This is a genomic window from Novosphingobium sp. BF6 (assembly GCF_058273105.1).
Genome location: NZ_CM177775.1, coordinates 2,688,537 through 2,714,445, shown reverse-complemented (window position 1 = coordinate 2,714,445; position 25,909 = coordinate 2,688,537). Strand labels below are relative to the sequence as shown.

Sequence of the window (25,909 nt, the reverse complement as noted above, 5' to 3'; positions counted from 1 at the left end):
CAGGCGTTTTTGGGTGCCTGCGTTCCGGTATTTCCCGTCAGCGCCGGGTGGCGCTGGAGGTTTCAGGTTGTCGTCAGCGCCGGGTGGCGCTGCCGAGCCTGTGGTAGAGGTTCGAGTACGTCGAGCTGATCGGATCGTCCTCATGCGCGCGCATGTAGTAGAGGACGGCTTCCTGCAGCAGCTTGAAGTCCTGGTTCGAAAGCACCGCGCGGGCGCGGGCCGGTTCGGTGGTCATGGTGGTCATAGTACCTTCCTTTCCTTGCTTGGCGGGGAACTTCCCCAGCTGCCTCAGGCAGCGAATTGATTCATCGTGTTGTGCGTGCCGCCTGCCTTGAGGGCGGCCTCGCCGGCGAAGTATTCCTTGTGGTCGTCGCCGATGTCGGATCCGGCCATGTTCTGGTGCTTCACGCAGGCGATGCCCTGGCGGATTTCCTGGCGCTGCACGCCCTTGACGTAGCCGAGCATGCCCGCCTCGCCGAAGTACTCCTTCGCCAGATTGTCGGTCGACAAGGCGGCGGTGTGGTAGGTCGGCAGGGTGATGAGGTGGTGGAAGATCCCCGCCTCGCGCGCCGCGTCCTTCTGGAAGGTGCGGATGCGCTCGTCGGCCTCATTGCCGAGTTCCGTGCCGTCGTAGTCCACGCTCATCAGCTTCGCCCGGTCATAGGCGCCGGTGTCGCGGCCTTCTGCTTCCCACGCGTCGTAGACCTGCTGGCGGAAGTTCAGCGTCCAGTTGAAGCTGGGCGAATTGTTGTAGACCAGCTTGGCATTCGGGATCACTTCGCGGATGCGGCTGACCATTCCGCCGATCTGGCCGATGTGCGGCTTTTCAGTTTCGATCCACAGCAGGTCCGCGCCGTTTTCCAGCGCATGGATGCAATCGAGCACGCAGCGATCCTCGCCGGTTCCGCTGCGGAACTGATAGAGGTTCGAGGGCAACCGCTTCGGGCGCATCAGCTTGCCGTCGCGGGTGATGAGCACCTCACCGTGGCCAACCTCGCCCGCTGCGATCTCCTCGCAGTCAAGGAAGCCGTTGTAGCGGTCGCCGATGTCGCCCGGTTCGCGGGTGAAGGCGATCTGCTTGGTCAGCCCCGCGCCCAGCGAGTCGGTGCGCGCCACGATCAGGCCCTCGTCCACGCCCAGTTCCATGAAGGCGTAGCGGACCGCGCGGATCTTCGCGATGAAGTCCTCGTGCGGAACGGTGACCTTGCCGTCCTGATGGCCGCACTGCTTCTCGTCAGAGACCTGGTTCTCGATCTGGATGCAGCAGGCGCCGGCTTCGATGAACTTCTTGGCGAGCAGGTAGGTCGCCTCGGCATTGCCGAAGCCCGCGTCGATATCGGCGACGATGGGCACGACATGCGTCTCGTGGTTGTCGATGGCGTGTTCAAGGCGCTTGGCCTCGACTTCGTCACCGGCCTCGCGTGCCTTGTCCAGATCGCGGAACAGCATGCCGAGTTCGCGGGCATCGGCCTGACGCAGGAAGGTGTAGAGTTCCTCGACCAGCGCGGGAACCGAGGTCTTCTCGTGCATCGACTGGTCGGGCAGGGGGCCGAACTCGCTGCGCAGCGCCGCGACCATCCAGCCCGAAAGGTAGAGGTAGCGGCCCTTGGTCGTGCCGAAATGCTTCTTGATGGAGATCATCTTCTGCTGGCCGATGAACCCGTGCCAGCAGCCCAGCGACTGGGTGTAGTTGGCAGGGTCGCGATCATAGGAGGCCATGTCCTCGCGCATGATGCGCGCGGTATGGCGGGCGATGTCGAGGCCGGTGCGGAAGCGGTTCTGCAGGCGCATGCGCGCGACCGATTCCGCCTCGATGCCGTTCCAGTTCGGTTCGGTCGTGATCGTCTGACCGGCTTCGGTGATCTTGCTCTGGTAGGTCACTGCGAAAAGTCCCCGTCGAAAAATGGTATTGGGCGATGACCTTGAGCTAACCCTCATTTGTGCGACGCGGAACGGCCTGCGAAGTCCGGTTGTCAAACTTTACAAATATTCCTTGTAAAGATGTGCAGGCATGACAAACTACTGAGCCATGGCGGAATCACGACCTCTCTATCTTGGCCCCAGACTGCGCCGCCTGCGCCGCGAACTGGGCCTGACGCAGCAGGCCATGGCGGACGATCTGGAAATATCGCCCAGCTACGTCGCGCTGCTGGAACGCAACCAGCGCCCGGTCACGGCGGACATGCTGCTGCGGCTGGCGAGGACCTACCGGCTGGACATGGCCGATATCGCCGGGGACGATGGCGAGGAATATGCCCGCCGCGTGGGAGAGGTGCTGCGCGATCCGCTGTTCGCCGATATTGACCTGCCCTCGCTGGAAGTGGCCGATCTCGCGATGAGCTTTCCCGGCATTTCGGAGGCACTGCTGCGGCTGCACGGCGCCTATACGCGCGAAAGTCAGGCCCTGGCCGAGCAGCGCGCTTCGGGTCCCGTCGCCGAGGAGAACGAGCCGGTGCGCGAGGCGCAGCGCTTCCTCGGGGCTTCGCGCAATTACTTCCACACCCTCGACTTACGTGCCGAGGAACTGGCCACGGAGATCGAGCAGGCCGGAGGTGCCACCGCATGGCTCGCCGCCAGGGGCGTGCGCGTGCGTTTGCTGCCGCCCGACGTCATGGTCGATTCGCTGCGACGGTTCGACCGGCACAACCAGCAACTGCTGATCGACGACACGCTCGGCCCCTCAAGCCGGGCGTTCCAGATCGCCACCCACATCGCCCATACCGCGATGCGCAGCGACATCGTGGCGGTCGTGCGCGCCGCTGCCTTTGTGCAGACCACCACGGCGACGCTCGTGCGCCGCGCGCTGGCGGGCTACGCGGCGGCGGCGATCCTGATGCCCTACGGCAAACTCGCGCGTGCGGCCGAGGCGCGGCGCTACGATATCGAGGCGCTCTGCGGGCTGTTCGGCACCAGTTTCGAGCAAGTCGCCCATCGCCTGACCACGTTGCACCGTCCCGGCGAGGAGCGGGTGCCGTTCTTCTTCCTGCGCGTGGACGAAGCCGGGAACGTCTCCAAGCGGCTGGACGGCGCGGGCTTCCCCTTCGCGGCGCATGGCGGCGGTTGCCCCTTGTGGTCTGTGCATCAGGTGTTCCGCTGGCCGGGCGAAGTGCGCACGCAGTGGCTGGAACTGCCGGACGGGCAGCGCTTCTTCTCGATCGCGCGCACCGTCACTTCGGGCGAGGGGCGGCATGGGCGGATGAAAGTCACCCGCGCCGTGGCACTCGCCTGTGCTGCGGAGGAGGCGGGCAAGCTGGTCTACGGCGCCGGGCCGGAGACGGTAGCGACCCCCATCGGCGTGACCTGCCGTCTCTGCCAGCGCGCCGACTGCGCAGCCCGCTCGGTGCCGCCCATCGGCCGCGACGTGCTGGCCGACGACTATCGCCGCGCCGCTCAGCCCTACACTTTCGCCGAAAGCTGATCCTCCCTCGGCACCTTGCCAAGCCACCGGAGCGCATGGCATTTCCGCGCCATGGTGAAGGCCGACCTCAAACCGGCGCGGAAAACGCGGCTGGGAGCGATCGCGCTGGTCGCGCTGCTTCATTTCGTGACGCTCGCCGCGCTGATCCGCGCTTTCACCCCTGAATTCGCCGCGTCCATCGTGGGATCGCTCACGCAGACCTTTGACGTGCCGCTCGAAACGCCGCCACCACCGCCATCGCCCGCTCCACAACCGAACCCGTCACCCGCACAGGACGAAGGCGCGGCAGGAGCGCCGGGCAAACGCGCCAAGCCCCGCGACACCGCCGTCCCGAAAGCGCCGATCGCGATCAGGCCGAGCGAGGCGCCGCCAGTTGCGGGCAAGGGCACCGAAAACGCCTCCGGAGCGCGGGACGAAGGCGCCGGAACCGGCGCGTCGGGTCTCGGCAGCGGAACCGGAGCAGCCGCGGGTGGCTCCGGGCAGGGCGGCGGCGGAGGAATTGCCGCCAAGCCGGTGAAGATCGCCGGAGACATCAATTCGGCGCGCGACTACCCCCGCGAGAGCCGCGACTTGCGGCTGGGGTCGCAAGTCGTGATCGCCCTGAAAGTCGGCATCGATGGGCGGGTGAAGGCCTGCCGGGTGCTTCGCCCCAGTCCCGATGCCGAGGCGGACCGGATCACCTGCCGACTCGCTACCGAGCGTTTCCGCTTCAGGCCGGGCCGGGACGCCGCCGGAAATCCGGTCGAGACGGAATTCGGCTGGCGGCAGCGATGGTTCCTCAAAGGGGAGGAGTAAGCCATGCGCGGCAACCTGCTCCAAAAGGGGCATTTTCCATATGGCGCGGCTCCGGTTCGTTTGGTCTCGTTCCGCCAAGACGGGCGGCGCGGTTCGCGCTAGCTTTGCGGCACGAAACGAAGTTTCCGGTTCCGGGCGCTTTTCCCGGTGCATTCGCGTTGCTCTATTGCGGGTTGCTCGATTGCATCTGGAAATCCGCTGCGCAGGAGTGAATGATGAAGTCTGACTGGATCGATCCTGTTGCATTGGTCGAAGGTGCGTCTAATAGCGCGCCGGAAAATTCCCTCTCCCTTCATGCTGCGAGCGCTCCCCTGCTGAACATGCCCGAAATCGTACCCGTCATTCTCTGCGGCGGCAGCGGCACCCGGCTCTGGCCGCGCAGCCGCGTCGCCATGCCCAAGCCGTTCCTGCCGCTCGTCGGCGACTCGACCCTGTTCGAGGCGACGGTGGCGCGCTGTCCGGCGGACGGCGGCTTTGCGGCGCCGGTGGTGGTCACGGGGACCAAGCACCTCGAACATGTCGAGGCGCAGCTTCGCGGCGTCGAAGGCGCATCGGTCATCGTCGAACCCGCCGCGCGCAACACGGCCGCCGCGATTGCGCTGGCGGCCTGCCGCCTGCCGGAAGATGCGATCATGCTGGTCTGCCCCAGCGACCACCACATCGGCCGTCCGGAAGTCTTCGCCGAGGCTGCCTGCGCCGCCGCCGAACTCGCCAAGGACGGATGGTTGGTCTCCTTTGGCATCGAGGCCACCGCGCCGGAAACCGGCTTCGGCTACCTGAAGCGCGGCGAAGCCATCGAAGGGCATGAAAAGGCCTTCCGCACCGCCCAGTTCGTCGAGAAGCCCGATCTCGAACGTGCGAAGTCTTTCCTCGCTGACGGCAATTACGCCTGGAACGGAGGCATCTTTGCTTTCCGCGTGGGCGACTTCATGGCCGAACTCGCCGCCCATCGCCCGCAGATCGCCGCCAAAGTGCGCGAGGCGGTCGGGAAGGGCGCCGAGGACGGCCACCGCTTTCATCCCGATGCCGCGACCTTTGCCGAAGTCGAAAGCGATTCGGTGGACTACGCGGTCATGGAGAACACCCGTCGCGCCGCACTGGTCCCCGCCGACATGGAATGGTCGGACATCGGCAACTGGCAGGCCCTGCACGAGGCACTTCCGCAGGACGCTCAGGGCAATGCCGTGCGCGGCTCCGGCGAAGTCGAAATGGTCGATTGCCGCAATGTCCTGGTCGACAGCGACGGGCCGCGGGTCTCGGTGATCGGGCTGGAAAACGTGATTGTCGTGATCGACGGAAACGATGTGCTGGTCACGACCGTTGACGGTGTGCAAAAGGTTGGAAAGCTCTCCGGAGCCGTCAACCAGTAAGGATATATCGATGACTGCTGCACTGCCGATCCGCCAGGTCGAAAAGCCCTGGGGCAAGGATGTGCTGCCCGCGCCGTTCAAGGCTCCGGACGGTGAACGCATTGGCGAGATCTGGTTCGAGCCGCCCGCAGCGCTGCCCGACCTGCTGGTGAAGTACATCTTCACCAGCGAGAAGCTTTCGGTTCAGGTGCACCCCAGCGATGCCCAGACGCTCGCCAAGGGGCTGGGCAAGCAGGGCAAGGAAGAGTGCTGGCTGATCGTGGCCGCCGAACCCGGCGCCACGCTCGGCATCGGCTTCGATGCGCCGATCGACGAGCAGGCCATGCGCGAGGCGGCTCTCGACGGTTCGATCGAAGGCCTGATGACCTGGCACGAAGTGGCGCCGGGCGATTTCTTCTACATTCCGGCCAATACCGTCCACGCCATCGGCGTCGGGGTCAGCCTGATCGAAGTCCAGCAGAACAGCGATATCACCTATCGTCTCTACGACTACGGCCGTCCGCGCGAACTGCACCTTGATGAGGGCATGGCCGTCTCTCGCGGCGAGGTCTACGATCTCGCTCGCTGGCACAAGCGCGTTCCCGCCGAAGGCAGCGCGACCCTCGTCGATGGACCGCTGTTCCTGCTCGATCAGGTTGCGGGCAAGCCGTCGCCGGACGTCGCGGCCCGCTATCCGCAAGCCCTGTTGGTGATCCCGCGCGAAGGTTCGGTGACCATTGGCAACGAAACCGTTGCGCCCGGCGGTTGCGGACTGGCCGCTTCGCTGGACGAGATCGAATTTGCGGAAAACGGCGTCTGCCTGCTTGCCCGCGCCTGTGCAGACTGACCTGTGTCAGACATAAACGATGCCATGATCGTCCAGACCATCCAGCTGGCGCTGACGCCCGTTTTCGTGCTCGTCGCCATCGGCAATATCCTGAACATCCTCTCCAGTCGCCTCGGCCGGGTGGTCGATCGCGCGCGCGAGCTTCAGGAACGGCATAACCGGACGGCGGGGGCCGAACATGACATGGTCGTCCTCGAAATCCGTCTGGTCGACAAGCGCATCAACATCATCACCAATGCGATCCGCTTTATGGTGCTCTCGGCGCTGTGCATCGGTACGACCGTGGCGGTGCTGTTCCTTCAGGGACTGGCAGGCTTGAACCTTCACGGCGTCGCGGCGGTGATCTTCCTCGCCTCGATCGTGCTGCTGCTGGTGGCGCTGGTGCTGTTCCTGCGCGAGACCCAGGTGGCGAAGGAAGCTCTGAGCATTCCGCGCGATTATCTGGAATTGCATCGGACTATTTGAAGAAAAGGGAAAAGCAGGGGGTCAACACCCCCTGCACCCCCAAAACTGTCTTCGTTGTGCCTTGCCTAGTCGTTGTGCGCTCCTTGCGGCCGCCCGCAGGGCATTTATGGCCCTTCGGGCAATCTGGGCGCAAAGATGAGGGAGTGCCCCCACCTATACGGTAATGGGGGTGCAGGGGGGCTATGCTCCCCTGCTTATCTCTTGTTCTTGAAAAGAAAACGGGCCGGAAAGCACAATGCTCTCCGGCCCGTTCCTCTATCTGAAAGCTTCGATCAGGCGGCGAGCTTGAACGGCTCGATCTCGCCCGAAAGGTAGAGCTTCTTCGCCTTGGCGCGGCTGAGCTTGCCCGAGCTGGTGCGCGGCAGGCTCTTGGGCGGCACCAGTTCGACCACGCAGTTCATGCCGGTGATCGAGCGCACCTTGTCGCGGATCAGGTCGCGCAGTTCAATGCGCTTGACCGGGTCGGAGACGCGGCAGTGGACGAGCACGGCGGGGGCTTCCTCGCCATTGTCGGTTTCCACCGAGAAGGCGGCGATGTCGCCGTGGTTGAAGCCCGGCAGCTGTTCCACGGCCCATTCGATGTCCTGGGGCCAGTGGTTCTTGCCGTTGATGATGATCATGTCCTTCGCGCGGCCGACGATGAACAGGTAGCCATCGGCCATGTAGCCCATGTCGCCGGTGTCCAGCCAACCATCGACGAGGCAGGCCTCGGTCGCTTCGGGATCGCGGAAGTAGGAGTGCATGACGCTGGTGCCGCGGCACCAGACCTTGCCGATCTTGTGGTCGGAAAGGCTGTCGCCGTTCTCGCCTCGGATCACGACTTCCATGTCGCGCACGGGCTTGCCGCAGTTGACGATGGCGCGGTAGCGGGCCGGGCGGCTGAGGTCGCGCGGGGTGCCGGAGAGGCGTTCTTCCTCGACCAGTTCGACGCGGATGCCTTCGCCCGGCGGCATGATGGTGACGGCCAGCGTCGCTTCGGCAAGGCCGTAGCTGGGCAGGAAGGCGGTCGCCTTGAAGCCTGCCTGCGCGAAGGCATTGACGAAGCTCTGCATCACGTCGGGGCGGATCATGTCGGCGCCGTTGCCGGCGAGGCGCCAGCGGGACAGGTCGAAGCGGTCGTCGACATGGCTCTGGCTGGAGATGCGGCGGGCGCAGATGTCGTAGCCGAAAGTCGGCGAGTACGAGATCGAGGTGCCCTCATTGCGCGTGATCATGTCGAGCCATGCCAGCGGGCGGCGGGCGAAGTCCTCGGTCTTGAGGTAGTCGCCCGAGACCTGGTTGGCGATCAGCGAGAGGAAGCAGCCGACCAGGCCCATGTCATGATACCAGGGCAGCCACGAGATGCAGCGGTCGCTGTCGATCAGTTCCATGCCGTGGCTGTGCGCGGCGAGGTTCGACATCAGCGAACGGTGGGTGACGGCAACGCCGTGCGGGAAGCGGGTCGAGCCGCTGGAATACTGCAGATAGCAGATATCGTCCGGACCGGCCTTGGGCAGGGCGACTTCGGGCGCATCCTTGGCCGCAAAGTCTGCCCAGGTGGCATGGTCGCAGCCCTGGCGCGTCGCGGCCTGGGCGGTCATTTCGGCGATCTCGTCCGGGCCGACGAGCAGCATCGGGTCCGAGCTGGAAAGCTGGACGGCGAGCTGTTCGATATAGTTGTCCTTGCCGCCGAAGCTGGTGGGCAACGGCAGCGGCACCGGCCAGGCACCGGCGTAGACGACGCCGCAGAACAGCGCCGCGAAGTCGGGGCCGGTTTCGGCGATCAGGGCGACGCGGTCGTTCGGTTTTACGCCGCGCGCGATCAGCGCATGGGCGACCTTCAGCGAATCCGTGCGCAGCTGACTGAACGGATAGACCTGCTTCAGCGTGCCGCGCGGATCGTGGAAATTGAAGCCGCGCTGACCTTGCGCCGCATAGTCGAGCGCATCGCAGAAGGTGTCGAAATCGGCAAAGCGGCGGGCAAGCGCGTCGTCGTTAGGCGTGGCGACAAGTGCTTCGATCGCTCGCGGCACCACGTTGATGGTGTCGTTCATTTCGTTCTAACCCGTTGTTGTTATACCGTTTATTCTCACCGGAACCCCGTGCCGACACCCGGTTTTTCAACACCGGAGGCAGCAAATCCGCACGACGCGGTTCCGTGCGCTCTCCCCAATCCGAGCCGACTGTGGCACGAATAGGGCAAGATGTCCGTCAAGCGTCGCAATCCGCAACCCCTTACCGCACCGCGCCTGGAAGAATTGGCGCTGGCCTATGTCGCGCGTTTTGCCACGACGCAAGGGAAGCTGCGCGATTATCTGCAACGCAAGCTGCGCGAACGGGGCTGGGGCGGGGGCGAGGCGCCCGATCTGGAGCGGCTGATCGGGCGCTATGTCGAACTGGGTTATGTCGACGATGCGGGCTGGGCGCGGATGAAGGCGGGCAGCCTGCTGCGTCGCGGCTACGGCGCGCGGCGGGTGGGCGAGGCGCTGGGCCATGCCGGGCTGGACGAATCCCTGCGCGAGGATGTTCGCCCCGACGAGGCCGCCGAGCGCCAGGCGGCGCTGGTGCTGGCGCGGCGGCGGCGGTTCGGGCCGTTTTGCGTTCAGGAGGCGGACAGGCCGCTGCGGGAAAAGCATATAGGCGCGATGCTGCGGGCAGGGCACCGGCTCGACGTGGCGCGCGCGATCATCGATGCCGAGACTCCGGAAGATGCCGAGGCCTGGGTGTCCGAGGCGGGAGACGACTGAGGCGATGTTGAACCGGAACCTTGTCCTCTGTCTGTTGGCGCCCGTGCTGCTCTTGCCCGCTGCCTGTTCGAAAGACGGCGCGGAAGCTGGAGGCACGACAAAGGAAGTGAAATCGGTCCATCCCGAATCGGGATTGGCCGTGGTTCCGCTCACTGTTGTATCGGGCGGAAAGTCGCATGTATTTCGGGTCGAAGTGGCGGCGAGCGAGGCCGAGCAGGCCAGGGGACTGATGTTCCGCACCGCCATGGGCACGGACGAGGGCATGATCTTCCCTGAAAAGACGCCGCGCAAGGCGGCGTTCTGGATGAGGAACACGGTGATCCCGCTCGACCTTCTGTTCATCGGCCCGGATCAACGCGTTCTCAACATTGCCGCCGATGCCGTGCCTTACGACGAGACGCCGCTGCCCTCGGCAGGGCCGGTGATCGCCGTGCTGGAGCTGAACGCCGGGCGCGCGGCCGAACTCGGCATCGCACCCGGCGACAGGGTGGACTGGTAGGCGGGTCAGCTGCCGGTTTTGGCGAGTTGATCGATCATCGCCTGCACCGATTGCGTTTGCGGGCCGTAGCGGGTGGCGAAGGCCCCGGTGTAGCCCCACCAGTCCCAGCAGCCCATCGGATTGCCGGAAAGCATGCTCTTCTCGACTTGCGGATAGAGCACGACGATCCGGTTCGTATCGGCCCAGGCATTGTAGCCAAGCTGCCCGTAGACGGCATCGCCGGTATAGGCGGCCGCCTGCTCGCAGCCGTGGAACACGACATGGATGCGGCAATTGGCCCCCGCCGTGCTGCACGGCTTGGGCACGTAGACATAGCCCGTCGCCGCCATGGCGCTCAGCGGCGAGAGGTAGGGTGACTGTGCGAAGGCCTGCGGCGCGCTCGACAGCTTGGTGGCGGGCGGCGTGATGGTGCCGCCCAGGACCTTGGTGAGAATCGCGCCGGGCTGGTCGTAGCGGGGCTGGCCGCCGACGGTCCCGTCGGCGCCGCAGTGATTGACGTATGGCCCGCCGAGATAGGCGCAAGTCGACTTGGCCGTCAGCGAGAGGAAGGCGTGTTCCGCCGGGAAGCTCGCGAGATATTGGAGGTTCTCCGCAGGCACTCCGACGCCTTTGTAGAACTCGCGCAGCGCATCGAGCGCGCCTTGCCCGACCACCGTGTCCGAAGCGCCGCGGAACAGATAGACCCGCTGCCCCTTCACATTGGCGAGTGGGTCGATCAGGCCGCTCATCTCGTTGATCTGCGCGGCGAGCCTTGCTCCAGAGCCGGAAGGCGAGCCGGTCATGCAGGTCTTGACCACCGTCAGACCGAGCAGGCCGCAACCGTAAGGCCCACCCGCGACAATGCCGACGCCGCTGACAGTGGCGGAATGGATCACCGAAAACTGCGCCGCCATGAACCCGCCCGAAGACAGGCCGGAGACCGTCACGTGATTCGCGTCCACGCCGAGGGCGGGCAAGTTCGAGAGTGTACCGGTAGTCCTGGCGCCGGATGAAGGCGCGGCGATTGAAAAGGCCAAAGGAGCCAGAGCGACAAATGCAAGTCGCGCGATAGTCTGTTTACGCATGCGGAACCCTCCCCGGGGTCGTTGCCAAACCAAGCGCCTTCGAGCGTCTCTCCCGCATGGCAGCGTGATGCGGGCGGGAGGGCATGTCCAGCATGCAATCGATGTGCAGGGACGGGCAGATAGCTCCGAAGCGGAGGAGATGTCCCCTGCTAAGCTTCCTCGATTGCCGGAACCTTGTCGTTTTCGTTTGGGAACATGCTTGGCATCGGCGGTGAACAGCGCTAACGCGCGGCTCATGGGAATCCTGTCCAAGATCTTCACCTGGTGGGACGGCGCCACCATCGGCACCTCGCTCTGGAGCTCGCGTAACGGCGAGCACGTCGGCACCGACGCGCAGGGCAACAAGTACTATCGTTCGAAGTCCGCCAAAGTGCGCACGACCGAGGGATGGGAACGCCGCTGGGTGATCTATGCCGGCGCCAACGACGCCAGCAACGTCCCCTCCGAATGGCACGGCTGGCTGCACCACTCCTATGACGGCGTGCCCGAGAGCCATCTGGCGCCCGCGCGCATCTGGGAAGTGGACTACACCCCCAATGCCACCGGCACGGCCACCGCCTATCGTCCGCAGGGCGCTCTGGAGCGGGGCGGCAAGCGTGCTGCCGCTACGGGCGACTACGAAGCCTGGTCGCCGGAAGCCTGAGAGCTTCCGTGACGCGATTTTCCGCCTTCGCGCCGATTCTCGTCCTGCTGCCGCTCCTGTCCGGATGTGGCAAGGGCGAACCGGCGCCCGAGGCACAGGATACCAGCGTTCCCGATGCGATCGCCGGGATGCAGGCGGGACCTGCGCAGGCCGCCAAGGGCCAGCAGATCGGCACGCCCAACAAGGACCGCGTGGTCACGCTGGGCGTCCTCAACAAGCGCAACAACCTGACCCAGGACCTGGTGATGAAGCCGGGCGAGGCGCGCCGCATCGGCAACCTCGTGGTCAAGGTCGCCACATGCGAGAAGTCACTCCCCTGGGAGCAGCCGCAGGAAGAGGGCGCTTTCGTCCAGGCCTTTGTCGAGGAGCGCCGCAGCGCCGCCGACAAGCTCGGCTGGCACAAGGTCTTCTCGGGCTGGCTGTTCAAGAATTCGCCCGCGCTCAACGCGGTCGAACACCCGGTCTATGACGTCTGGGTCAAGAGCTGCGCGATGACTTTCCCGGGTGAGGAAGAATCGGCATCCGGCAATGCGGCGAAAAGTCCGGCGAAGGCGGCAGGCAAGCCGAGCGGAGCACCTTCCCCGGCCGCTTCCGCCGCTCCGGCTTCGCCGAGTCCGGCCCCGGCTGCCGAAGTTCCCGCTACCGACTGAGCCTCGCGCAGCAGCGTGAGATAACGCTTCTGCGGCATTTCCACCGCACCCAGAGAGGCGAGGTGCGGGGTCATGAACTGGCAGTCGAGCAGCGTCGCGCCCGCACGCCTCAGCGCGGCGACCAGATAGGCCAGTGCCACTTTCGACGAATCGGTCCGACGCGAGAACATGCTCTCGCCGCAGAACACCCGGTCGAAACCGACGCCGTAGAGACCGCCGACGAGTTCGCGCCGACCGTCGTTATCCTGCCAGACTTCGATCGAATGGGCATGGCCCAGCGCGTGCAACTGCTCGTAGCTCGCCTGGATGCGGTGGCTGATCCAGCTTCCGCTGTCGTCGTCGCTGTCGGGTCTCACTTGGCGCGGTGCTGCGCAGGCTTCCATGACCTCGGAGAAGGCGGCGTTGCAGGTGACGGAGAATCGCCCCCGGCGCAGCGTCCGCGCCAGCGAATGCGAGAGATGGAAGCCGCCCAGCGGGAGAATCGCCCGCAGACGCGGCTCGATCCAGAACACTTCGGGATCGTCGCGGCTGTCCGCCATCGGGAAGATTCCGCTGCGATAGGCCAGCATCAGCAGGTCGGGTTCGATCATGGTCGGGGTAGTGGGGGCGTGCATGATCCTGGCGGCGGTATCCTGAAATGTCTTTGTGGCCGGAACGAAGTGCTTCGTTCCGGCTCCGGGCGGTCCATGGAAACCCATGGTATTTGCCGTGTTATCTGGGCTTTTGCGCCGGCAAAATGCAAGCCTGTGAATTATCTTCCGTCCTGCCGCCGTAACCCTCTTGTAATCCCCGCCGTCTCCTTCTAGAGGCCTCCTCGCCCGCAGGAGTGTAGCTCAGTTGGTAGAGCATCGGTCTCCAAAACCGAGGGCCCACGGTTCGAGTCCGTGCACTCCTGCCAGCATTTCCTGAAACGCCCGCTACCGAATTGATCGGAAGCGGGCGTTTCGCGTTTCGTGCTGCAATTGCGATAAACGGAGAAGCGCGATACCGTGCGTCCCTTGTCATTCGCGGCACTGCGATTAGAGAGCCGCGTTTGGCGAATCGGGCATCCGCATCGACCCCGGTCGGCAGCCCGGACCAAAATCGTTCGGGGGCTTTCTCGAGAAAGATACAGGCGCTGATGCACGGAACCGCGCAACCGCAAGCGGAACAGATCGGACTGAACAACGGCAAATGGCGCGGCCTGTGGCAGCGTCTGGCCGAGCTGCTGGGGCAGGACAAGGCGCTCGTGCTGGGCGTGGTGCTGTCGGCGGTGGCCGCCTTGCCCGCGCTCGTCGCCTGGGCCCCGCAGATGACGGACTACCCTTCGCATCTGGCCGGCTACAAGGTCGCGCTGGACCACGGGGCCGATCCCTATCTGACGCGCTATTTCGTGTTCAACTGGGAGTGGACCGGCAATCTCGGCGTCGAGCTGCTGATGGTGCCGATGGCGCCGGTCTTCGGGCTGGAGCAGGCGGGCCGAATCATCGTGGCGATGATTCCCTTCCTTACCGGCCTGTCGATCGTGGCGGCCTGCCGTTCGCTCGGCCGCAAGCTGGGCGTCGGGCCGATTCTCGCCTTCGCGATGATCTGGTCGCCCTCGCTGCTGATGGGCTTCCTCAACTATGCGCTGTCGATCGCGCTGGGGCTGTTCACGTTCGCGCTCTGGGTGAAGCTGGAGGGCAAGCCGTGGCGCTGGGCGGTCATGGTGCCGATCAGCTTCGTGGTCTGGCTCTGCCACGTCTCGGGCTGGGGCGTGATGGGCGTGATGCTGTTCGGCTACGAATGGGCGCGCCGCCGCAGCTGGCTGGACTGGCGCCCCTTCGTGAAACCCTGGCCGCTGATCTTCCCGCTGTTGCCGATGCTGATCGGCATGGGGGCCAATTCGAAGGTGTCCTACGGGCGCTACGTGCTCGAATACAAGTGGGGCATCCTCTACAAGGCGATGCGCAGCTTCGACTTCTATTTCGACATCATCAGCCTCGACCTGGTGCTGCTGGTGCTCGGCTGGGCCTTGCTGCGCAAGCGTATCGACGGCCGGTTCGGCTGGGCGGCGCTGATCCTGCTGGTTCTGACGCTGATCGTGCCGCGCCAGATCTTCGGCGGCGACTATGCCGACTATCGCCTCAGCACAACCGCGCTGATGGTCGCCTGCCTTGCGATCGACCTGCCGATCCGGCGTTGGATGGTCGTGGCGGCGGCGGCGCTGTTCGTCTCGCGAACGGCGGTGACGACGGTCGTGTGGTACGAAGACGCACAGACCGCACGCCAGCTCATCGCCGCGCTCGATCAGGTGCCGGAAGGCGCCCGCGTCGCCACGGCGGTGGCGATCCCCCGCATCCAGTGGCGCTTCGGCCCGTTCGAGCACTTCGGCTCCTATGCCGTGGTGCGCCGCAGTGCGATGGAGAATTCCAACTTCGCGCTGCCCGATGTGCATATGCTGTCGATGCGCGACCTGTCGTACCGCTTTGCCGATCCCAGCCAGCGCATCCTCTATTCGCCGCGCCAGCACATCGATCTGCGCAAGTTCGGCCCGGCCCGCCATGCCGAGTATCTCTGGTACATTGGTCGCATCAAGCCGGTGGCGCTGCCGGATGGGGCGCGGATTCTCTATTCCAGTGAGAATTCGTTCCTGGCGCGCCTCGCCGATCCTTCTGCTCCCGGCACGTAAAGCATCTTCGCCAGACCTTGCAAAACGGGCAGGTCGGGGTTAAGTCGGCGGTTCCTTCCGACATGAGGATCGCATCTGCCCCTCCCGGCCTCGGCCGGGGCGGCGATGGCCCCTAGCCGGAAGAGATGCAATTTTTCTGCTCAGGCAGCAGGCAAGAGACGCGAGAACGACAGTCATGGCCAAGACCAGTCCCGGCGAATTCATCCGCCAGGTGCGCACGGAAACCTCCAAGATCTACTGGCCCTCGCGCCAGGAGACGGTGACGACGGCGATCTTCGTCGGAATCATGACGGTTTTTCTCGCGGTGTTCTTCCTGGGGATCGACGCGCTGTTCGGCTGGGTCGTCAGCTCGATCCTGTCGCTGCTGTGATCGCCTGAACTAGCTTAAAGAGAGAATCATGGCCCGCTGGTACATCATCCACGCCTATTCCGGTTTCGAGAACAAGGTGAAGGAATCCATCCTCTCGGAAGCCGAGCGTATGGGGCTTTCGCAGCTTGTCGAGGACGTTCAGGTTCCGCACGAGACCATCACCGAGGTCAAGCGCGGCAAGAAGGTCCAGACCGAACGCAAGACCATGCCCGGTTACGTGCTCGCCAAGCTGGCGATGAACGACGACGTCTACCACCTCGTCAAGAACACCCCGAAAGTCACCGGCTTCCTGGGTTCGAGCGGCAAGCCGCAGGCGATCAGCGAGAGCGAGGCCGCGCGCTACTTCGGTGCTGCCGAAGCCGCCGCCGCCGCCCCGCGCAAGACCGTCAACATCGATTACGAGATCGGCGATTCGGTGAAGGTCCTCGACGGTCCCTTCGCCAGCTTCAACGGCCTCGTCGAGGAACTCGACTTCGACAAGAACAAGGTCAAGGTCGCGGTTTCGATCTTCGGCCGTGCGACGCCGGTCGAACTCGACTTCGAGCACGTCGAACTCAGCAAGTGATCGGAAGGCCGGGCAAATGCCCGGCCTTTTTCGTTATGGCAGCGGCGTATAGATCGTGAAGCGCACACGGGCGCGCTCGACGAAGCCCAGCCTCCGGTAGAGCGCCAGCGCCGTTTCGTTGTCGGCATAGCTATGCAGCAGCGGGCAGCGCCCGTCCGCGAGGATCGCTCCGGCCGCGCGGCGCGAGAGCAGGGCGGCATAGCCCTTGCCGCGACCTTCGGGATGGGTGCAGACGCCGCTCACTTCGACATGGCTCGCCGTGCGCACCCGCTGGCCCGCCATGGCCAGAAGTCGTCCGTTCTCGCGGACTCCCCAGAACTGCCCGAGATCGCCGGTGCGCTCGGCGAAGGGGCCGGGTTCGGTGAGCAGGGCGAGTTCCAGCATCTCCGGATAGTCGCTTTCGCCCAGCGGTACGATGCGCGGGTCTGCCGAAGCCCGTTCGAATTCCGAGAGGGCCTCCGCATCGCCGTCGAACACCATCTGCACGCCCTCCGCCCCGCGCAGGATCTGCGTGCCGGGAACAGGGAGGTCCTCTGTAACACCGGTGAGGCCGAGCGCTGCCGTGCCGGTCGTCCGCACCAGTTGGGCAAAGGCGGCGAGACTCTCCGGCGAAAGGTCGCGCAGGCCTGCGAGCGGGCCGATCGCGGGATCGAAGCGCCGGGCGTGCTCTTCGCCGATGGAGAACATGGCCTGCTCTCCGGAGAGAGCCGACCAGATGAAATTGTCGAGTGGATTGTCCGTCATGTCGCCAGGCATATGGCGGCGGCAACCCGCGACGGAAAGGGCGAAACCGGCTCTTTCCTTTTCGCCGGATATGGTTTAGGGGCGCGCCCTTCGGAGCGGCCTCGTGCCGAGCCGATTCCCTGCGGGAGGATGCCCCGGCGTCCGTAAGACCGCTAAACATGAGCATCTGCCCGGCAGGTGTGAAAGTGTGAAAGGAGTGGCCACATGGCCAAGAAGATCGAAGGTTACATCAAGCTGCAGGTCAAGGCCGGCAGCGCCACGCCGTCCCCGCCGATCGGCCCTGCGCTGGGTCAGCGCGGCGTGAACATCATGGAGTTCTGCAAGGCTTTCAACGCCGCCACGCAGGAACTCGAAAAGGGCATGCCGATCCCGACCATCATCACGGTCTATGCGGATCGCAGCTTCACGTTCGTCACCAAGACTCCCCCGGCGACCTTCCTCATCAAGAAGGCCGTGAACCTGAAGTCGGGCTCGAAGGAGCCGGGCAAGATCAGCGCCGGTACGGTCAAGCGCTCGCAGCTTGCCGAGATCGCCCAGGTCAAGATGGCCGACCTCAATGCCAACGACATTGATGCCGCCACCAAGATCATCGAAGGTTCGGCCCGCGCGATGGGCCTCGAAGTGGTGGAGGGCTGATTCCATGGCCAAGGTGACCAAGAAGCAGAAGTCGCTGACCGCGAAGCTCGGCGACAACCTCAAGCTCTACCCCGTCGCTGACGCGCTGCAGACCCTGCGCGACCTGAAGACGACCAAGTTCGACGAAACCGTCGAAGTCGCGATGAACCTGGGCGTCGACCCGCGTCACGCCGACCAGATGGTTCGCGGCATGGTTTCGCTTCCGGCCGGCACCGGCAAGACCGTTCGCGTCGCCGTGTTCGCCAAGGGCGACAAGGCTGCGGAAGCTCTCGCCGCCGGCGCCGACAAGGTCGGTGCGGAAGACCTCATGGACGACATGCAGGCCGGCAACCTCGACTACGACCGCGTCATTGCCACCCCGGACATGATGGGCGTCGTCGGCCGTCTCGGTAAGCTGCTGGGTCCGAAGGGCTTGATGCCGAACCCGAAGCTCGGCACCGTGACCCCGAACGTCACGCAGGCCGTGAAGGACGCCAAGGGCGGCCAGATCGAGTTCCGCGTCGAAAAGCAGGGCATCATCCACGCCGGTATCGGCAAGATGTCGTTCTCGGACGCCGACCTGCTGACCAACTTCAGCGCATTCGTCGATGCGATCGTCAAGGCCAAGCCCTCGGGCTCGAAGGGCAAGTACGTTCGCAAGATCTCGTTGTCGTCGTCGATGGGCCCCGGCCTGAAGATCGACACGACTGAGATCGCCGGCGCCTGATTTGGCGCACGATCCTTCGGGATCGGCGAAACGGATAGAAGGGCCGGAGGGAAACCTCCGGCCCTTTTTTCGTTGCAGCGATCTCCCGGCGGAGCGCTTCGTCTTGCGGCGCGCCGCTCACCGGTGTAATTCGCGCTGAACAACTGTTCAAAACGATAAACTGGAGAGCGTGCCGCCATGGCCATCCGATTCGAGGACATCAAGGAGCACATCGGCTCGCGCGTCGTCTGGGACGATCGCGCGGATATCTTCACGCCCGAAGCCGCGCTGGCGATCCGCGCCCAGGTGGAGGCGCGCACGGTCGTAGTGTTTCCAGAACTGAACCTCACCGACGCCGAGCAGCTAGCGATCACCGGAGCCATGGGCGAAAGAGTGCGCCTGACCGCGCGCAACAACGTCCAGAACAACGATGCCGACGTCTACCAGGTCACGCTGGACGAGAAGATCAACCCGCAGCCCGAATATGTGCTGGGTACCTTCTTCTGGCACATGGACGGCATTACCGTGGACATGCCGCCGCCTTTCGCGACACTGCTGTCCTGCCGCATCGCGCCTGCCATCGGCGGCGAGACGGAGTTCGCCAGCACTTATGCCGCTTACGAGGGGCTTCCGGAGGAGGAGAAGCGGGCGCTGGACGGCCTCAAGGCGGTGCATTCGGTGCGGGCCAGCCTTTCGCCGATCGCCGACGCCATTCCCGAGAAGCACCGCGAGCGCGTTCTGGGCATCGGCCTCGTCAAGGAGCATCCGCTGGTCTGGACGCACGAGTCCGGCCGCAAGTCGCTGGTGATCGGCACGACGGCGGATCATGTCGTCGGCATGGAAGTGCCTGCCGGGCGGGCCATGCTCATCCGCTTGCAGGAATGGGCGGCGCAGCCCGCGTTTTCGCTGCGGCACAAGTGGACGAAAGGCGACTTCGTGATCTGGGACAATACCGGCGCGATGCACCGGGCGATCCCCTACGACAGTTCGACCGGGCGCATGATGCACCGGACCTCGATTGCCGGGACCGAGGTGGTGGCGGCCTGAGCGAGGCTCAGGGTGCCAGGTTCGCCGCGGTGTAGCATTCCACGAGATAGGCCAGCGGGCGGCCGTCGGGCAGGATGAGCATCGCCTGATGCGTCGAGATCGTCCCGGCGGGGCAATTCGCCGCCGGGCCGGGGATCACCGCCAGCGGCTTGCGCCGAAAGTGCAGCGGGGCGACGACTTTGCCGAACGGCGTGTCGCTCGATCGCAGCGTCTCGTTCATTTCCGGCGTCAGGCGCTCGGGGACGTACCAGTTCCACGCGATCGACAGCACTCTGGTGCCGCAGCTCAGCCTGACATTGCGCAAGGCTACGGTTTCTCCTTTCGCAAGGCCGAGGCTGGTGCCGATCTCGGCGGCAGGGGCCTGTTCGCCGCCTGTGACCAACTGCGCGGTCACTCTGGCGGGCTGCGCGAAGCCGCGTGCCATGCACCATTCCTCCAGCGCGAGCGTGGCGCTGTCGTGGCGGCTCAGGACGCTCTCGAAGGCTTCAAGGGTCGGCGCGGCGGCAAGCGGGGCAGGGATCGAGGAGGCCATCAGGACAAGCGCGGCGACGGTTTCAGATGCCACCGGGCACTGCCGGACGGCCCATCGCCTCCAGTCCCTCGATCAGCGCGCGCGTACAGGCGGCGAGATCCTCGGCGCTGACCGAGCGGATCACGAAATTGGCACCAGTGCGGCCCTCGCCCCAGAACGGGTAGGAGCCGATCTGGCAGGTCTCATGGGCCTTCTCGGTCTGGCGCAGCAGTTCGGCGACCTCGCTTTCGCCGACCCAGCAGCCGATCGTCTCCGACAGCAGCGGCGCGCCGCCTTCGAGCTGGCCGGAAAGCGCGTCGAGCATGCCTGCGGTGATGCTGGGGACGCCCGCCATGATGAAGACGTTCTCGTAGCGAATGCCCGGCGCGCCGGTGTAGCGGTTGGGAATGAGGCTGGCGCCCTCGGGCGTGCGGGCCATCCGTAGCCGCGCCTCGGTAAGGCCGCCGCGCGTCTCGTAATAGGTTTCGAGGATGGCGCGCGCTTCCGGGTGCACGATGACCGGCACCCCGAGCGCCTCGGCGATGGCGTCAACGGTGATGTCGTCGTGGGTCGGGCCGATGCCGCCGGTGGTGAAGAGGTAGTCGTTGCGGATGCGAAGGGTGTTCACCGCCTCGACGATGGCGGCCGTGTCGTCGGCGACCACGCGCACTTCCCGGAGGCGGATGCGCTGCACCTGAAGCCAGGTCGCCACTTGCGCGATGTTCTTGTCGTGCGTGCGACCGGAGAGGATCTCGTCACCAATGACGACGAGGGCGGCGGTGTAGATTCGCGAGGATTCGGCCATGTCGCATGGCTAGGGCAAAGCCGCGCCGACTGCCAGCCATGGCGGCTTTCGCCTGGAAAACGGGCAAAAAAAAGGGCCGATCCGAAGACCAGCCCTATGAAAAGTTTTTGGGAGAGGATGCCTGAAAGGCCCGATCCTTATGACCTTGGACATGTTTTGCTGCAAATGCGAAAAAATGAGGGAGTGTTGCATGACGTGCAAGTCATGGACTTAGTGCCGCTTTTCGGGCTTTTTGCCGAGGAGGGCGAGTTGCCGTAAATGCATGCGGAGCGCTTGTCGGAGTTAGCCGTTTCGTCATTGCGAGGGTAAGTCGGGAAGGGGACCGGCGACAGCGTATAAAGCAGATAACCCGCCCGCGATGCGCAAAAAAAAGGCCGGTCCGGAGACCAGCCTTTGGAAAGTTTTTGGGAGAGGATGCCTGAAAGGCCTGCTCCATATGCTCCTGGCACCGATTCGCTGCAAATGCGAAAAAATTGGGCAACGTTGCAAGGATTGCAACTGCCACCCGATCCGCATTCAGACTTCGGTGAAAGCGCCGTAGAGGTCGTGCTCGTCGGCATCCTCGATGAGAACGTCAACGATATCACCCACTTGCAGGTCCTTCGAGGCGCCGCGCAGGAAGACGTTGCCGTCGATTTCGGGAGCATCGGCCTGCGAGCGGCCGGTTGCACCGATGTCGCCATCTTCGTCCGGCTCGCCCACTTCGTCGATGATGACGGGCAGGATGCGGCCGACCTTGGCCTGGAGCTTGGCGGCGCTGATCGCGGCGGTCTTCTCCATGATGCGGGCGTAGCGCTCTTCCTTGACCTCTTCCGGCACGGCATTCGGCAGGTCGTTGGCGCTGGCGCCTTCGACCGGCTCGAAGCGGAACGCGCCGACGCGGTCCAGCTGGGCCTCGTCCAGCCAGTCGAGCAGGTACTGGAAGTCCGCCTCGGTCTCGCCGGGGAAGCCGACCACGAAGCTGGAGCGGATGGCGATATCCGGGCAGATCTCGCGCCACTTGTGCAGGCGGTCGAGCACCTTGGCCTCGTTGGCCGGGCGCTTCATCGACTTGAGCACCGAGGGCGCCGCATGCTGGAAGGGAATGTCGAGGTAAGGCGTGATAAGCCCCTCCGCCATCAGCGGAATCACCGCGTCGACGTGCGGGTAGGGGTAGACGTAGTGCAGGCGCACCCAGGGCTTGCGGCCCTGCGAATCGCTGAGCTGGCCCAGTTCGCGGGCGAGATCGGTCATGTGGGTGCGGACCTCGCGGTCCTTCCACATGCGCGTCTCATGGCGCACGTCGACGCCATAGGCCGAAGTGTCCTGGCTGATGACCAGCAGTTCGCGGGTGCCCGCCTGAACCAGCTTTTCCGCCTCGCGCAGCACCGCGTCGATGCGGCGGCTCGCCAGCTTGCCGCGCAGGCTGGGGATGATGCAGAAAGAGCAAGCGTGGTTGCAGCCTTCCGAAATCTTCAGATAGCTGTAGTGACGCGGGGTCAGTTTCACGCCCGCTTCGTCGTAGGCCTGCGGGATCAGGTCGACGTAAGGCGAAAGCTCGGGGGGAGCTGCCTCGTGCACGGCCTCGACCACGGCTTCGTACTGATGTGCGCCGGTGACGGCGAGCACGTCCGGGAAGCGGGCGCGGATCACGTCGGCCTCGTTGCCCATGCAGCCGGTGACGATCACGCGGCCGTTTTCGGCAATCGCTTCACCGATTGCGGAGAGGCTCTCTTCCTTGGCGGAGTCGAGGAATCCGCACGTGTTGACGAGCACGACATCGGCCCCGGCGTAGTCGGGACTCATCGTGTAACCGTCGGCGCGCAGGCGGGTGAGGATGCGTTCGGAGTCGACAAGCGCCTTGGGGCAGCCGAGGCTGACCATGCCGACCTTGGGCGGAGAGGGGATTTCAATAGCCATAGGGATGGCGCGCCCGATACGCGCATTGCGGCCGAGAGTCACGAAAAACGAATCATGTGAAAATGATTCGCACCTATCTGCCTTGCATACCGTTAGCGCCCTTGCACCTTCGGGAAGACCCTGCGCAAGGAAGAAGCTGTTGGAAAAAGGAACATCACAATGGGTCCGGTGAACTGGTTGGCCGTGGTTCTCGCAGCGGCGCTTGCCGTCTTGCTGGGGGTGATCTGGAACGGACAGCCGTTTCAGGACGGGCGCAGCCTTTCGCCTCGCAAGTCCGAGCGGGCGGGGAACTACGGCCTCGTCTGTTTCGTGTTCCTGATCAGTTCGGTCATGCTCGGCCACAATTTCGCGCGAATCGGCGCCGAGACGCTGGCGGCCAAGCCCTGGCTCTATTTCATGCAGACCGGCGGCGTCGCCATCGCCTTCGTGCTTCCGGCGATCTGGCTGACCCATGTCCGCTACCGCGCCGAGCCGATGCGGCGGGCGATGGACTGCCTGTTCTGGCTGGTCGCCTATCTGGCGATGGGTCTGGTGTTCTGGATGCTAGGCTGATTCGTCGCCAGCGAGAGGTCGGTCGGTGGAGGCCGTCGGCAGGATCTCGACCACCACGTCTCCGGCCTTGAGCACCCTGGCATCGTCTTCCCAGAAGCCGATGGTGCGTGTCCCGCGGTAAATGCGCAGGCCCTTGCCGCCGCTGACGAGGGTGTCGAGCGACCCGCCGATCTCGGAGGGATCCACGGCACGCTCCACCAGCTGGACCCGGCCCGCCGCCGAGGCGAGGTCGGAGAAATAGTCGGCGATATGCTGCCCTTCCGCCGATCCCGCCAGCAGCAGGCCGGTGAAGCGGACCGGGTTGATGACATTGTTGGCTCCGGCCTGGCGGGCGAGCAATTCGTTGTCGTCGGCGCGGATGACGACGGTGATCGGCGCTTTCGGGGCGAGGTGCCGGGCGGTCAGGACGATCAGTACCGACGTATCGTCGCGGCCTGCCGAGACGAGGATCGACCTTGCCGTGCCGACCCGAACCGCGTTCTGCACTTCGTCGCGGGTGGCGTCGCCCTGGAGCACGTTGCAGCCCATCTTCTCGGCCTGGGCAAGGCGCGCCTGCGCGGGGTCCACCACGACGATACACGCAGGATCGGTGCCGCGTTCGATCAGCTCCCTCGCCGCTTCCGAGCCGCTGACGCCGAAGCCGAGCACGACGATGTGGTCCTCCAGCCTCTCCTGGATTCGCTTCATGCGCCATGTCTCCCAGCTGCGCTTGATGATGAAATTGTAGGCGGTGCCGACGAAGATGGTGATGACCGCGAGCCGGATCGGCGTGACCAGCACCGCCTCGATCAGCCGTGCGCGGTCGCTGACCGGGGCGATGTCGCCGAAGCCGGTGGTCGTGATCGAGATCATCGTGAAGTAGACGACGTCGAGGAAGCTGACCTGCCCGTCGTGGACGTCGTTGAGGCCCGCGCGGTCGCTCCAGTGGACCATGATGACGATGAAGATCAGCAGGAATGCGCCGCCGAGCCGCAGGGCGACATCGGCCCAGACCGGTACCGCCAGCGTGCGCCGAAGCGGCTTGATCGCGTTGGGTCGCAGCAGGTTGCGGACGGGGCGCCGTTTCGACATGCCCCGCCAGCTTAGGGAGCCTTCGGCAGGTCGTCCAGCGGATCGACGGGCTTGCCGTCCCGTCGCACTTCGAAGTGCAGTTCGTTGCCCTTGGCGAGGCCGGTGTGGCCGACGAGGCCGACCCGCTCACCGGCTGCCACTTTCGCACCGCCCTTCACGGTCACGCGGCTGAGGAAGGCATAGGCGGTGAACCATCCGTCGCCGTGGTCGAGCACGACGAGGTTGCCGAACTGCTCCTTCTCCATCCCGGCGAAGCGCACGGTTCCGGCGGCGGCGGCGCGGACCATCGTGCCTTCCGGCGCCTTGATGTCGATGCCGTCGTGGTTGTTCGTGCCGCTCGCGAAGCCGCGGCGGACGGGGCCGTTCACCGGCCATGCGAAGCGCTTGGACCTGGCCGCCGGGGGAGGGGGCGCGTCGACCGGCGTGGCCGGAGCGGCGTTCGTCGCGGGCGGATCGAGCAGCGTTGGGATCAGCAGCGCCTGTCCCGGCTTGACCGGCGCGCCTGCGTCGAGACCGTTGGCGAGCGCGATCTGCTCCCACGGGACGGCATACTTGTAGGAGATCGAAAAGCCGGTCTCGCCTGCTTTCACCGTATGGCGGCGGGTGCGGGGGATTTGCAGCTTCTGGCCGAGGCGCACGGCATAGGGAGGCTGCAACCCGTTGGCCTCGGCGATCAGCACGCGCGGGACCTTGGCGGCCAGCGCAATGCTGCCGAGGGTCTCGCCGGGCTGGACGACATGGATGCTCTCTTGCTCCGGCGATCCGGCGGCGGCGATCGCAGCCTTGGCGGTGGAGTTCGCGGCAGCGGCGGCCTTCTTCGCCGGGGCGGCGGGATCGGGCTGCTTCGCTGGAACCTTTGCGGGTGTCTTTGCCGGTGCCGCCTTGGCGCGGGGGATCGTCAGCTTCTGGCCGAGCCTGACGACATAGGGCGCCTTCAGCCCGTTCGCCTTGGCCAGCGCCTCGGCGGAAACGCCCGCGCGGTTGGCGATGCCGTTCAGCGTCTCGCCCGCCGCGACGACGTGCACGGCCTCCTGCTTCGGCGCGGCGCCGAAAGCAGGAGCAAACGGCAGCGCGAGCGCCGCCAGCAGCAGGACAGCCTTGCGCATCATGCCTCGAAACGGCTCGCGATCTCGGCCAGCGAGGCGTCGTGCGTGAGGTCGAGCTGGAGCGGCGTCACCGAGATATAGCCCTCGGCAATCGCTTCCAGATCGGACTTGTGGCCGGGGGTCTGCTCGATGCCGTGGAGGCCGAACCAGTAGTAGGGGAACCCGCGCGGGTCGATGCCTTCGACCACCGAACCGCGCGCATAGTCGTGGAAGCCCTGACGGACGACGCGGATGCCCTTCACATCGGCACCGGCCACAGGCGGGAAGTTCACGTTGACCAGCGTGCGCGGCGCGAAAGGCGCGTCGAGCAGGGGCTTCAGCACTTTGGCGCCCCATTCCTCGGCAGCCGAGAAGCTGACGTTGTTGCCGTGGCCTTCGCCTGCATAGACCTGGCTCAGCGCGATCGAGCGGATGCCCGCCAGCGCGCCTTCCATCGCGGCGGAGACGGTGCCCGAATAAGTCACGTCGTCGCCGAGGTTGGCGCCGCGATTGACGCCGGAGAGGATCAGGTCGGGCGGTCCGGGCATGGCCTTCTTGATGCCGAGCGTCACCGAATCGGTGGGCGTGCCGGTTACCGAGAAGCGCTTGGGCGCGTGTTCGCGCATCCGCACCGGGCGGCCGAGCGTCAGCGAATGGCCCGCGCCGGACTGTTCCTCGCTCGGCGCGCAGATCCAGATGTCGTCCGAAAGCTGGGCGGCGATCTTTTCGAGGACGTAGAGGCCGGGGGCGTTGATGCCGTCGTCGTTGGTGAGCAGGATACGCATAGTGTCTCTCTAACTTGGCCGGGCGTTGGGTCCAATCATCCTTCGACA

General features: G+C 65.2%; 27 protein-coding genes, 1 tRNA gene and 1 pseudogene. 17 read left to right on the top strand and 12 right to left on the bottom strand.

Features of this window, described 5'->3' with window-relative positions:
- Positions 1-73: 73 nt before the first annotated feature.
- Both AC4D6D_RS13320 and AC4D6D_RS13315 read right to left on the bottom strand, forming a co-directional pair.
- Entirely contained in the window at positions 74-244 is a 171-nt protein-coding gene (locus AC4D6D_RS13320; protein ID WP_186829893.1) for a hypothetical protein, read from the bottom strand.
- A gap of 44 nt (positions 245-288) precedes the next feature.
- Positions 289-1,881 (bottom strand): isocitrate lyase, encoded by a 1,593-nt coding sequence (locus AC4D6D_RS13315; RefSeq protein WP_491325675.1) that lies wholly within the window; start codon positions 1,879-1,881, stop codon positions 289-291.
- Positions 1,882-2,029: 148 nt separating this feature from the next.
- Between AC4D6D_RS13315 and AC4D6D_RS13310 the strand changes: the two genes are divergently transcribed.
- From AC4D6D_RS13310 to AC4D6D_RS13290, 5 genes are all read left to right on the top strand, one after another.
- Positions 2,030-3,418, top strand: coding sequence for a helix-turn-helix domain-containing protein (locus tag AC4D6D_RS13310; RefSeq protein WP_491325674.1), 1,389 nt, complete (start codon positions 2,030-2,032; stop codon positions 3,416-3,418).
- Positions 3,419-3,469: 51 nt separating this feature from the next.
- Positions 3,470-4,213 carry a TonB family protein gene (locus tag AC4D6D_RS13305; RefSeq protein WP_491325673.1) on the top strand — a complete coding sequence of 248 codons (744 nt, stop codon included), beginning with the start codon at positions 3,470-3,472 and terminating at the stop codon, positions 4,211-4,213.
- A gap of 320 nt (positions 4,214-4,533) precedes the next feature.
- Entirely contained in the window at positions 4,534-5,583 is a 1,050-nt protein-coding gene (locus AC4D6D_RS13300; RefSeq protein ID WP_491325672.1) for a mannose-1-phosphate guanylyltransferase, read from the top strand.
- A 10-nt stretch (positions 5,584-5,593) separates the two neighbouring features.
- On the top strand, positions 5,594-6,409 hold the full coding sequence (locus tag AC4D6D_RS13295; RefSeq protein WP_491325671.1) for a class I mannose-6-phosphate isomerase: 816 nt from the start codon (positions 5,594-5,596) through the stop codon (positions 6,407-6,409).
- A 3-nt stretch (positions 6,410-6,412) separates the two neighbouring features.
- Positions 6,413-6,874, top strand: coding sequence for a DUF2721 domain-containing protein (locus AC4D6D_RS13290; RefSeq protein WP_491325670.1), 462 nt, complete (start codon positions 6,413-6,415; stop codon positions 6,872-6,874).
- Between the two features lie 272 nt (positions 6,875-7,146).
- Here the strand turns inward: AC4D6D_RS13290 and AC4D6D_RS13285 are convergent, their stop codons facing one another.
- The gene (locus tag AC4D6D_RS13285; protein WP_147215748.1) at positions 7,147-8,907 is read right to left on the bottom strand and encodes a fatty acyl-AMP ligase; all 1,761 of its coding nucleotides are present in this window, start codon (positions 8,905-8,907) and stop codon (positions 7,147-7,149) included.
- A gap of 150 nt (positions 8,908-9,057) precedes the next feature.
- Between AC4D6D_RS13285 and AC4D6D_RS13280 the strand changes: the two genes are divergently transcribed.
- The gene (locus AC4D6D_RS13280; protein ID WP_491325669.1) at positions 9,058-9,600 is read left to right on the top strand and encodes a regulatory protein RecX; all 543 of its coding nucleotides are present in this window, start codon (positions 9,058-9,060) and stop codon (positions 9,598-9,600) included.
- A 4-nt stretch (positions 9,601-9,604) separates the two neighbouring features.
- Positions 9,605-10,099 (top strand): DUF192 domain-containing protein, encoded by a 495-nt coding sequence (locus AC4D6D_RS13275; protein WP_491325668.1) that lies wholly within the window; start codon positions 9,605-9,607, stop codon positions 10,097-10,099.
- A 5-nt stretch (positions 10,100-10,104) separates the two neighbouring features.
- On the opposite strand, the gene AC4D6D_RS13270 is transcribed toward AC4D6D_RS13275, so the two are convergent.
- A complete protein-coding gene (locus AC4D6D_RS13270) occupies positions 10,105-11,040 on the bottom strand; it encodes an extracellular catalytic domain type 2 short-chain-length polyhydroxyalkanoate depolymerase (protein ID WP_491325667.1) in 936 nt (311 codons plus the stop codon).
- Positions 11,041-11,398: 358 nt separating this feature from the next.
- Here AC4D6D_RS13270 and AC4D6D_RS13265 point away from each other — a divergent pair, with 358 nt between their 5' ends.
- Positions 11,399-11,806 (top strand): NADH:ubiquinone oxidoreductase subunit NDUFA12, encoded by a 408-nt coding sequence (locus AC4D6D_RS13265; RefSeq protein WP_147215739.1) that lies wholly within the window; start codon positions 11,399-11,401, stop codon positions 11,804-11,806.
- A 128-nt stretch (positions 11,807-11,934) separates the two neighbouring features.
- A pseudogene (locus tag AC4D6D_RS13260) lies at positions 11,935-12,234 on the top strand (DUF2155 domain-containing protein); the annotation flags it as partial.
- Positions 12,235-12,269: 35 nt separating this feature from the next.
- Here AC4D6D_RS13260 and aat read toward each other — a convergent pair.
- Positions 12,270-13,070, bottom strand: a complete 801-nt coding sequence (aat, locus tag AC4D6D_RS13255) for a leucyl/phenylalanyl-tRNA--protein transferase (RefSeq protein WP_491325666.1) — start codon at positions 13,068-13,070, stop codon at positions 12,270-12,272.
- Between the two features lie 208 nt (positions 13,071-13,278).
- Here aat and AC4D6D_RS13250 point away from each other — a divergent pair.
- The 4 genes from AC4D6D_RS13250 (at position 13,279) to nusG (ending at position 16,041) form a co-directional block, all read left to right on the top strand.
- Positions 13,279-13,354, top strand: a tRNA-Trp gene (locus AC4D6D_RS13250).
- Positions 13,355-13,576: 222 nt separating this feature from the next.
- On the top strand, positions 13,577-15,106 hold the full coding sequence (locus AC4D6D_RS13245) for a hypothetical protein (RefSeq protein WP_491325665.1): 1,530 nt from the start codon (positions 13,577-13,579) through the stop codon (positions 15,104-15,106).
- Between the two features lie 175 nt (positions 15,107-15,281).
- Positions 15,282-15,476: a preprotein translocase subunit SecE gene (gene secE, locus AC4D6D_RS13240; protein ID WP_086493495.1), complete on the top strand. Its 195-nt coding sequence runs from the start codon at positions 15,282-15,284 to the stop codon at positions 15,474-15,476.
- A 28-nt stretch (positions 15,477-15,504) separates the two neighbouring features.
- A complete protein-coding gene (gene nusG, locus AC4D6D_RS13235) occupies positions 15,505-16,041 on the top strand; it encodes a transcription termination/antitermination protein NusG (protein ID WP_147215735.1) in 537 nt (178 codons plus the stop codon).
- A gap of 33 nt (positions 16,042-16,074) precedes the next feature.
- Here nusG and AC4D6D_RS13230 read toward each other — a convergent pair whose 3' ends face one another.
- A complete protein-coding gene (locus AC4D6D_RS13230) occupies positions 16,075-16,785 on the bottom strand; it encodes a GNAT family N-acetyltransferase (RefSeq protein WP_491325664.1) in 711 nt (236 codons plus the stop codon).
- Between the two features lie 204 nt (positions 16,786-16,989).
- Here AC4D6D_RS13230 and rplK point away from each other — a divergent pair, with 204 nt between their 5' ends.
- From rplK to AC4D6D_RS13215, 3 genes are all read left to right on the top strand, one after another.
- A complete protein-coding gene (gene rplK, locus AC4D6D_RS13225; protein WP_021232774.1) occupies positions 16,990-17,421 on the top strand; it encodes a 50S ribosomal protein L11 in 432 nt (143 codons plus the stop codon).
- Between the two features lie 4 nt (positions 17,422-17,425).
- Positions 17,426-18,127, top strand: coding sequence for a 50S ribosomal protein L1 (gene rplA / locus AC4D6D_RS13220; protein WP_147215731.1), 702 nt, complete (start codon positions 17,426-17,428; stop codon positions 18,125-18,127).
- Between the two features lie 177 nt (positions 18,128-18,304).
- On the top strand, positions 18,305-19,153 hold the full coding sequence (locus AC4D6D_RS13215; RefSeq protein WP_491325663.1) for a TauD/TfdA dioxygenase family protein: 849 nt from the start codon (positions 18,305-18,307) through the stop codon (positions 19,151-19,153).
- A 7-nt stretch (positions 19,154-19,160) separates the two neighbouring features.
- Here the strand turns inward: AC4D6D_RS13215 and AC4D6D_RS13210 are convergent, their stop codons facing one another.
- The 3 genes from AC4D6D_RS13210 to rimO all read right to left on the bottom strand — a co-directional run bounded on the left by AC4D6D_RS13210 (position 19,161) and on the right by rimO (position 22,368).
- Positions 19,161-19,718 carry a hypothetical protein gene (locus AC4D6D_RS13210; protein ID WP_491325662.1) on the bottom strand — a complete coding sequence of 186 codons (558 nt, stop codon included), beginning with the start codon at positions 19,716-19,718 and terminating at the stop codon, positions 19,161-19,163.
- A complete protein-coding gene (locus tag AC4D6D_RS13205) occupies positions 19,708-20,469 on the bottom strand; it encodes a molybdopterin-binding protein (RefSeq protein WP_147215727.1) in 762 nt (253 codons plus the stop codon). Before AC4D6D_RS13205 ends, AC4D6D_RS13210 begins: the two co-directional genes overlap by 11 nt.
- Positions 20,470-20,985: 516 nt before the next feature.
- A complete protein-coding gene (gene rimO, locus AC4D6D_RS13200; RefSeq protein ID WP_491325661.1) occupies positions 20,986-22,368 on the bottom strand; it encodes a 30S ribosomal protein S12 methylthiotransferase RimO in 1,383 nt (460 codons plus the stop codon).
- Between the two features lie 159 nt (positions 22,369-22,527).
- On the opposite strand from rimO, the gene AC4D6D_RS13195 reads away from it, so the two are divergent.
- On the top strand, positions 22,528-22,920 hold the full coding sequence (locus AC4D6D_RS13195; RefSeq protein WP_491325660.1) for a DUF1761 domain-containing protein: 393 nt from the start codon (positions 22,528-22,530) through the stop codon (positions 22,918-22,920).
- On the opposite strand, the gene AC4D6D_RS13190 is transcribed toward AC4D6D_RS13195, so the two are convergent.
- The 3 genes from AC4D6D_RS13190 to surE are packed head-to-tail and all read right to left on the bottom strand — an operon-like array spanning position 22,912 to position 25,861.
- A complete protein-coding gene (locus AC4D6D_RS13190; RefSeq protein ID WP_491325659.1) occupies positions 22,912-23,991 on the bottom strand; it encodes a potassium channel family protein in 1,080 nt (359 codons plus the stop codon). The genes AC4D6D_RS13195 and AC4D6D_RS13190 overlap by 9 nt on opposite strands.
- A gap of 11 nt (positions 23,992-24,002) precedes the next feature.
- Positions 24,003-25,100, bottom strand: coding sequence for a LysM peptidoglycan-binding domain-containing protein (locus AC4D6D_RS13185; RefSeq protein ID WP_491325658.1), 1,098 nt, complete (start codon positions 25,098-25,100; stop codon positions 24,003-24,005).
- A complete protein-coding gene (gene surE / locus AC4D6D_RS13180) occupies positions 25,097-25,861 on the bottom strand; it encodes a 5'/3'-nucleotidase SurE (RefSeq protein ID WP_147215716.1) in 765 nt (254 codons plus the stop codon). Before surE ends, AC4D6D_RS13185 begins: the two co-directional genes overlap by 4 nt.
- Positions 25,862-25,909 lie beyond the last annotated feature (48 nt).

Coding starts and splice junctions, on each gene's coding strand:
- AC4D6D_RS13300 (WP_491325672.1), top strand. CDS start 4,534: ATGCCCGAAATCGTACCCGTCATTCTCTGCGGCGGCAGCGGCACCCGG.
- rplA (WP_147215731.1), top strand. CDS start 17,426: ATGGCCAAGGTGACCAAGAAGCAGAAGTCGCTGACCGCGAAGCTCGGC.
- aat (WP_491325666.1), bottom strand. CDS start 13,070: ATGCACGCCCCCACTACCCCGACCATGATCGAACCCGACCTGCTGATG.
- surE (WP_147215716.1), bottom strand. CDS start 25,861: ATGCGTATCCTGCTCACCAACGACGACGGCATCAACGCCCCCGGCCTC.
- AC4D6D_RS13305 (WP_491325673.1), top strand. CDS start 3,470: ATGGTGAAGGCCGACCTCAAACCGGCGCGGAAAACGCGGCTGGGAGCG.
- AC4D6D_RS13275 (WP_491325668.1), top strand. CDS start 9,605: ATGTTGAACCGGAACCTTGTCCTCTGTCTGTTGGCGCCCGTGCTGCTC.
- AC4D6D_RS13215 (WP_491325663.1), top strand. CDS start 18,305: ATGGCCATCCGATTCGAGGACATCAAGGAGCACATCGGCTCGCGCGTC.
- nusG (WP_147215735.1), top strand. CDS start 15,505: ATGGCCCGCTGGTACATCATCCACGCCTATTCCGGTTTCGAGAACAAG.
- AC4D6D_RS13280 (WP_491325669.1), top strand. CDS start 9,058: ATGTCCGTCAAGCGTCGCAATCCGCAACCCCTTACCGCACCGCGCCTG.
- AC4D6D_RS13285 (WP_147215748.1), bottom strand. CDS start 8,907: ATGAACGACACCATCAACGTGGTGCCGCGAGCGATCGAAGCACTTGTC.
- AC4D6D_RS13245 (WP_491325665.1), top strand. CDS start 13,577: ATGCACGGAACCGCGCAACCGCAAGCGGAACAGATCGGACTGAACAAC.
- secE (WP_086493495.1), top strand. CDS start 15,282: ATGGCCAAGACCAGTCCCGGCGAATTCATCCGCCAGGTGCGCACGGAA.
- AC4D6D_RS13195 (WP_491325660.1), top strand. CDS start 22,528: ATGGGTCCGGTGAACTGGTTGGCCGTGGTTCTCGCAGCGGCGCTTGCC.
- AC4D6D_RS13190 (WP_491325659.1), bottom strand. CDS start 23,991: ATGTCGAAACGGCGCCCCGTCCGCAACCTGCTGCGACCCAACGCGATC.
- AC4D6D_RS13265 (WP_147215739.1), top strand. CDS start 11,399: ATGGGAATCCTGTCCAAGATCTTCACCTGGTGGGACGGCGCCACCATC.
- AC4D6D_RS13320 (WP_186829893.1), bottom strand. CDS start 244: ATGACCACCATGACCACCGAACCGGCCCGCGCCCGCGCGGTGCTTTCG.
- AC4D6D_RS13205 (WP_147215727.1), bottom strand. CDS start 20,469: ATGGCCGAATCCTCGCGAATCTACACCGCCGCCCTCGTCGTCATTGGT.
- rimO (WP_491325661.1), bottom strand. CDS start 22,368: ATGGCTATTGAAATCCCCTCTCCGCCCAAGGTCGGCATGGTCAGCCTC.
- AC4D6D_RS13295 (WP_491325671.1), top strand. CDS start 5,594: ATGACTGCTGCACTGCCGATCCGCCAGGTCGAAAAGCCCTGGGGCAAG.
- AC4D6D_RS13230 (WP_491325664.1), bottom strand. CDS start 16,785: ATGACGGACAATCCACTCGACAATTTCATCTGGTCGGCTCTCTCCGGA.
- AC4D6D_RS13185 (WP_491325658.1), bottom strand. CDS start 25,100: ATGATGCGCAAGGCTGTCCTGCTGCTGGCGGCGCTCGCGCTGCCGTTT.
- rplK (WP_021232774.1), top strand. CDS start 16,990: ATGGCCAAGAAGATCGAAGGTTACATCAAGCTGCAGGTCAAGGCCGGC.
- AC4D6D_RS13310 (WP_491325674.1), top strand. CDS start 2,030: ATGGCGGAATCACGACCTCTCTATCTTGGCCCCAGACTGCGCCGCCTG.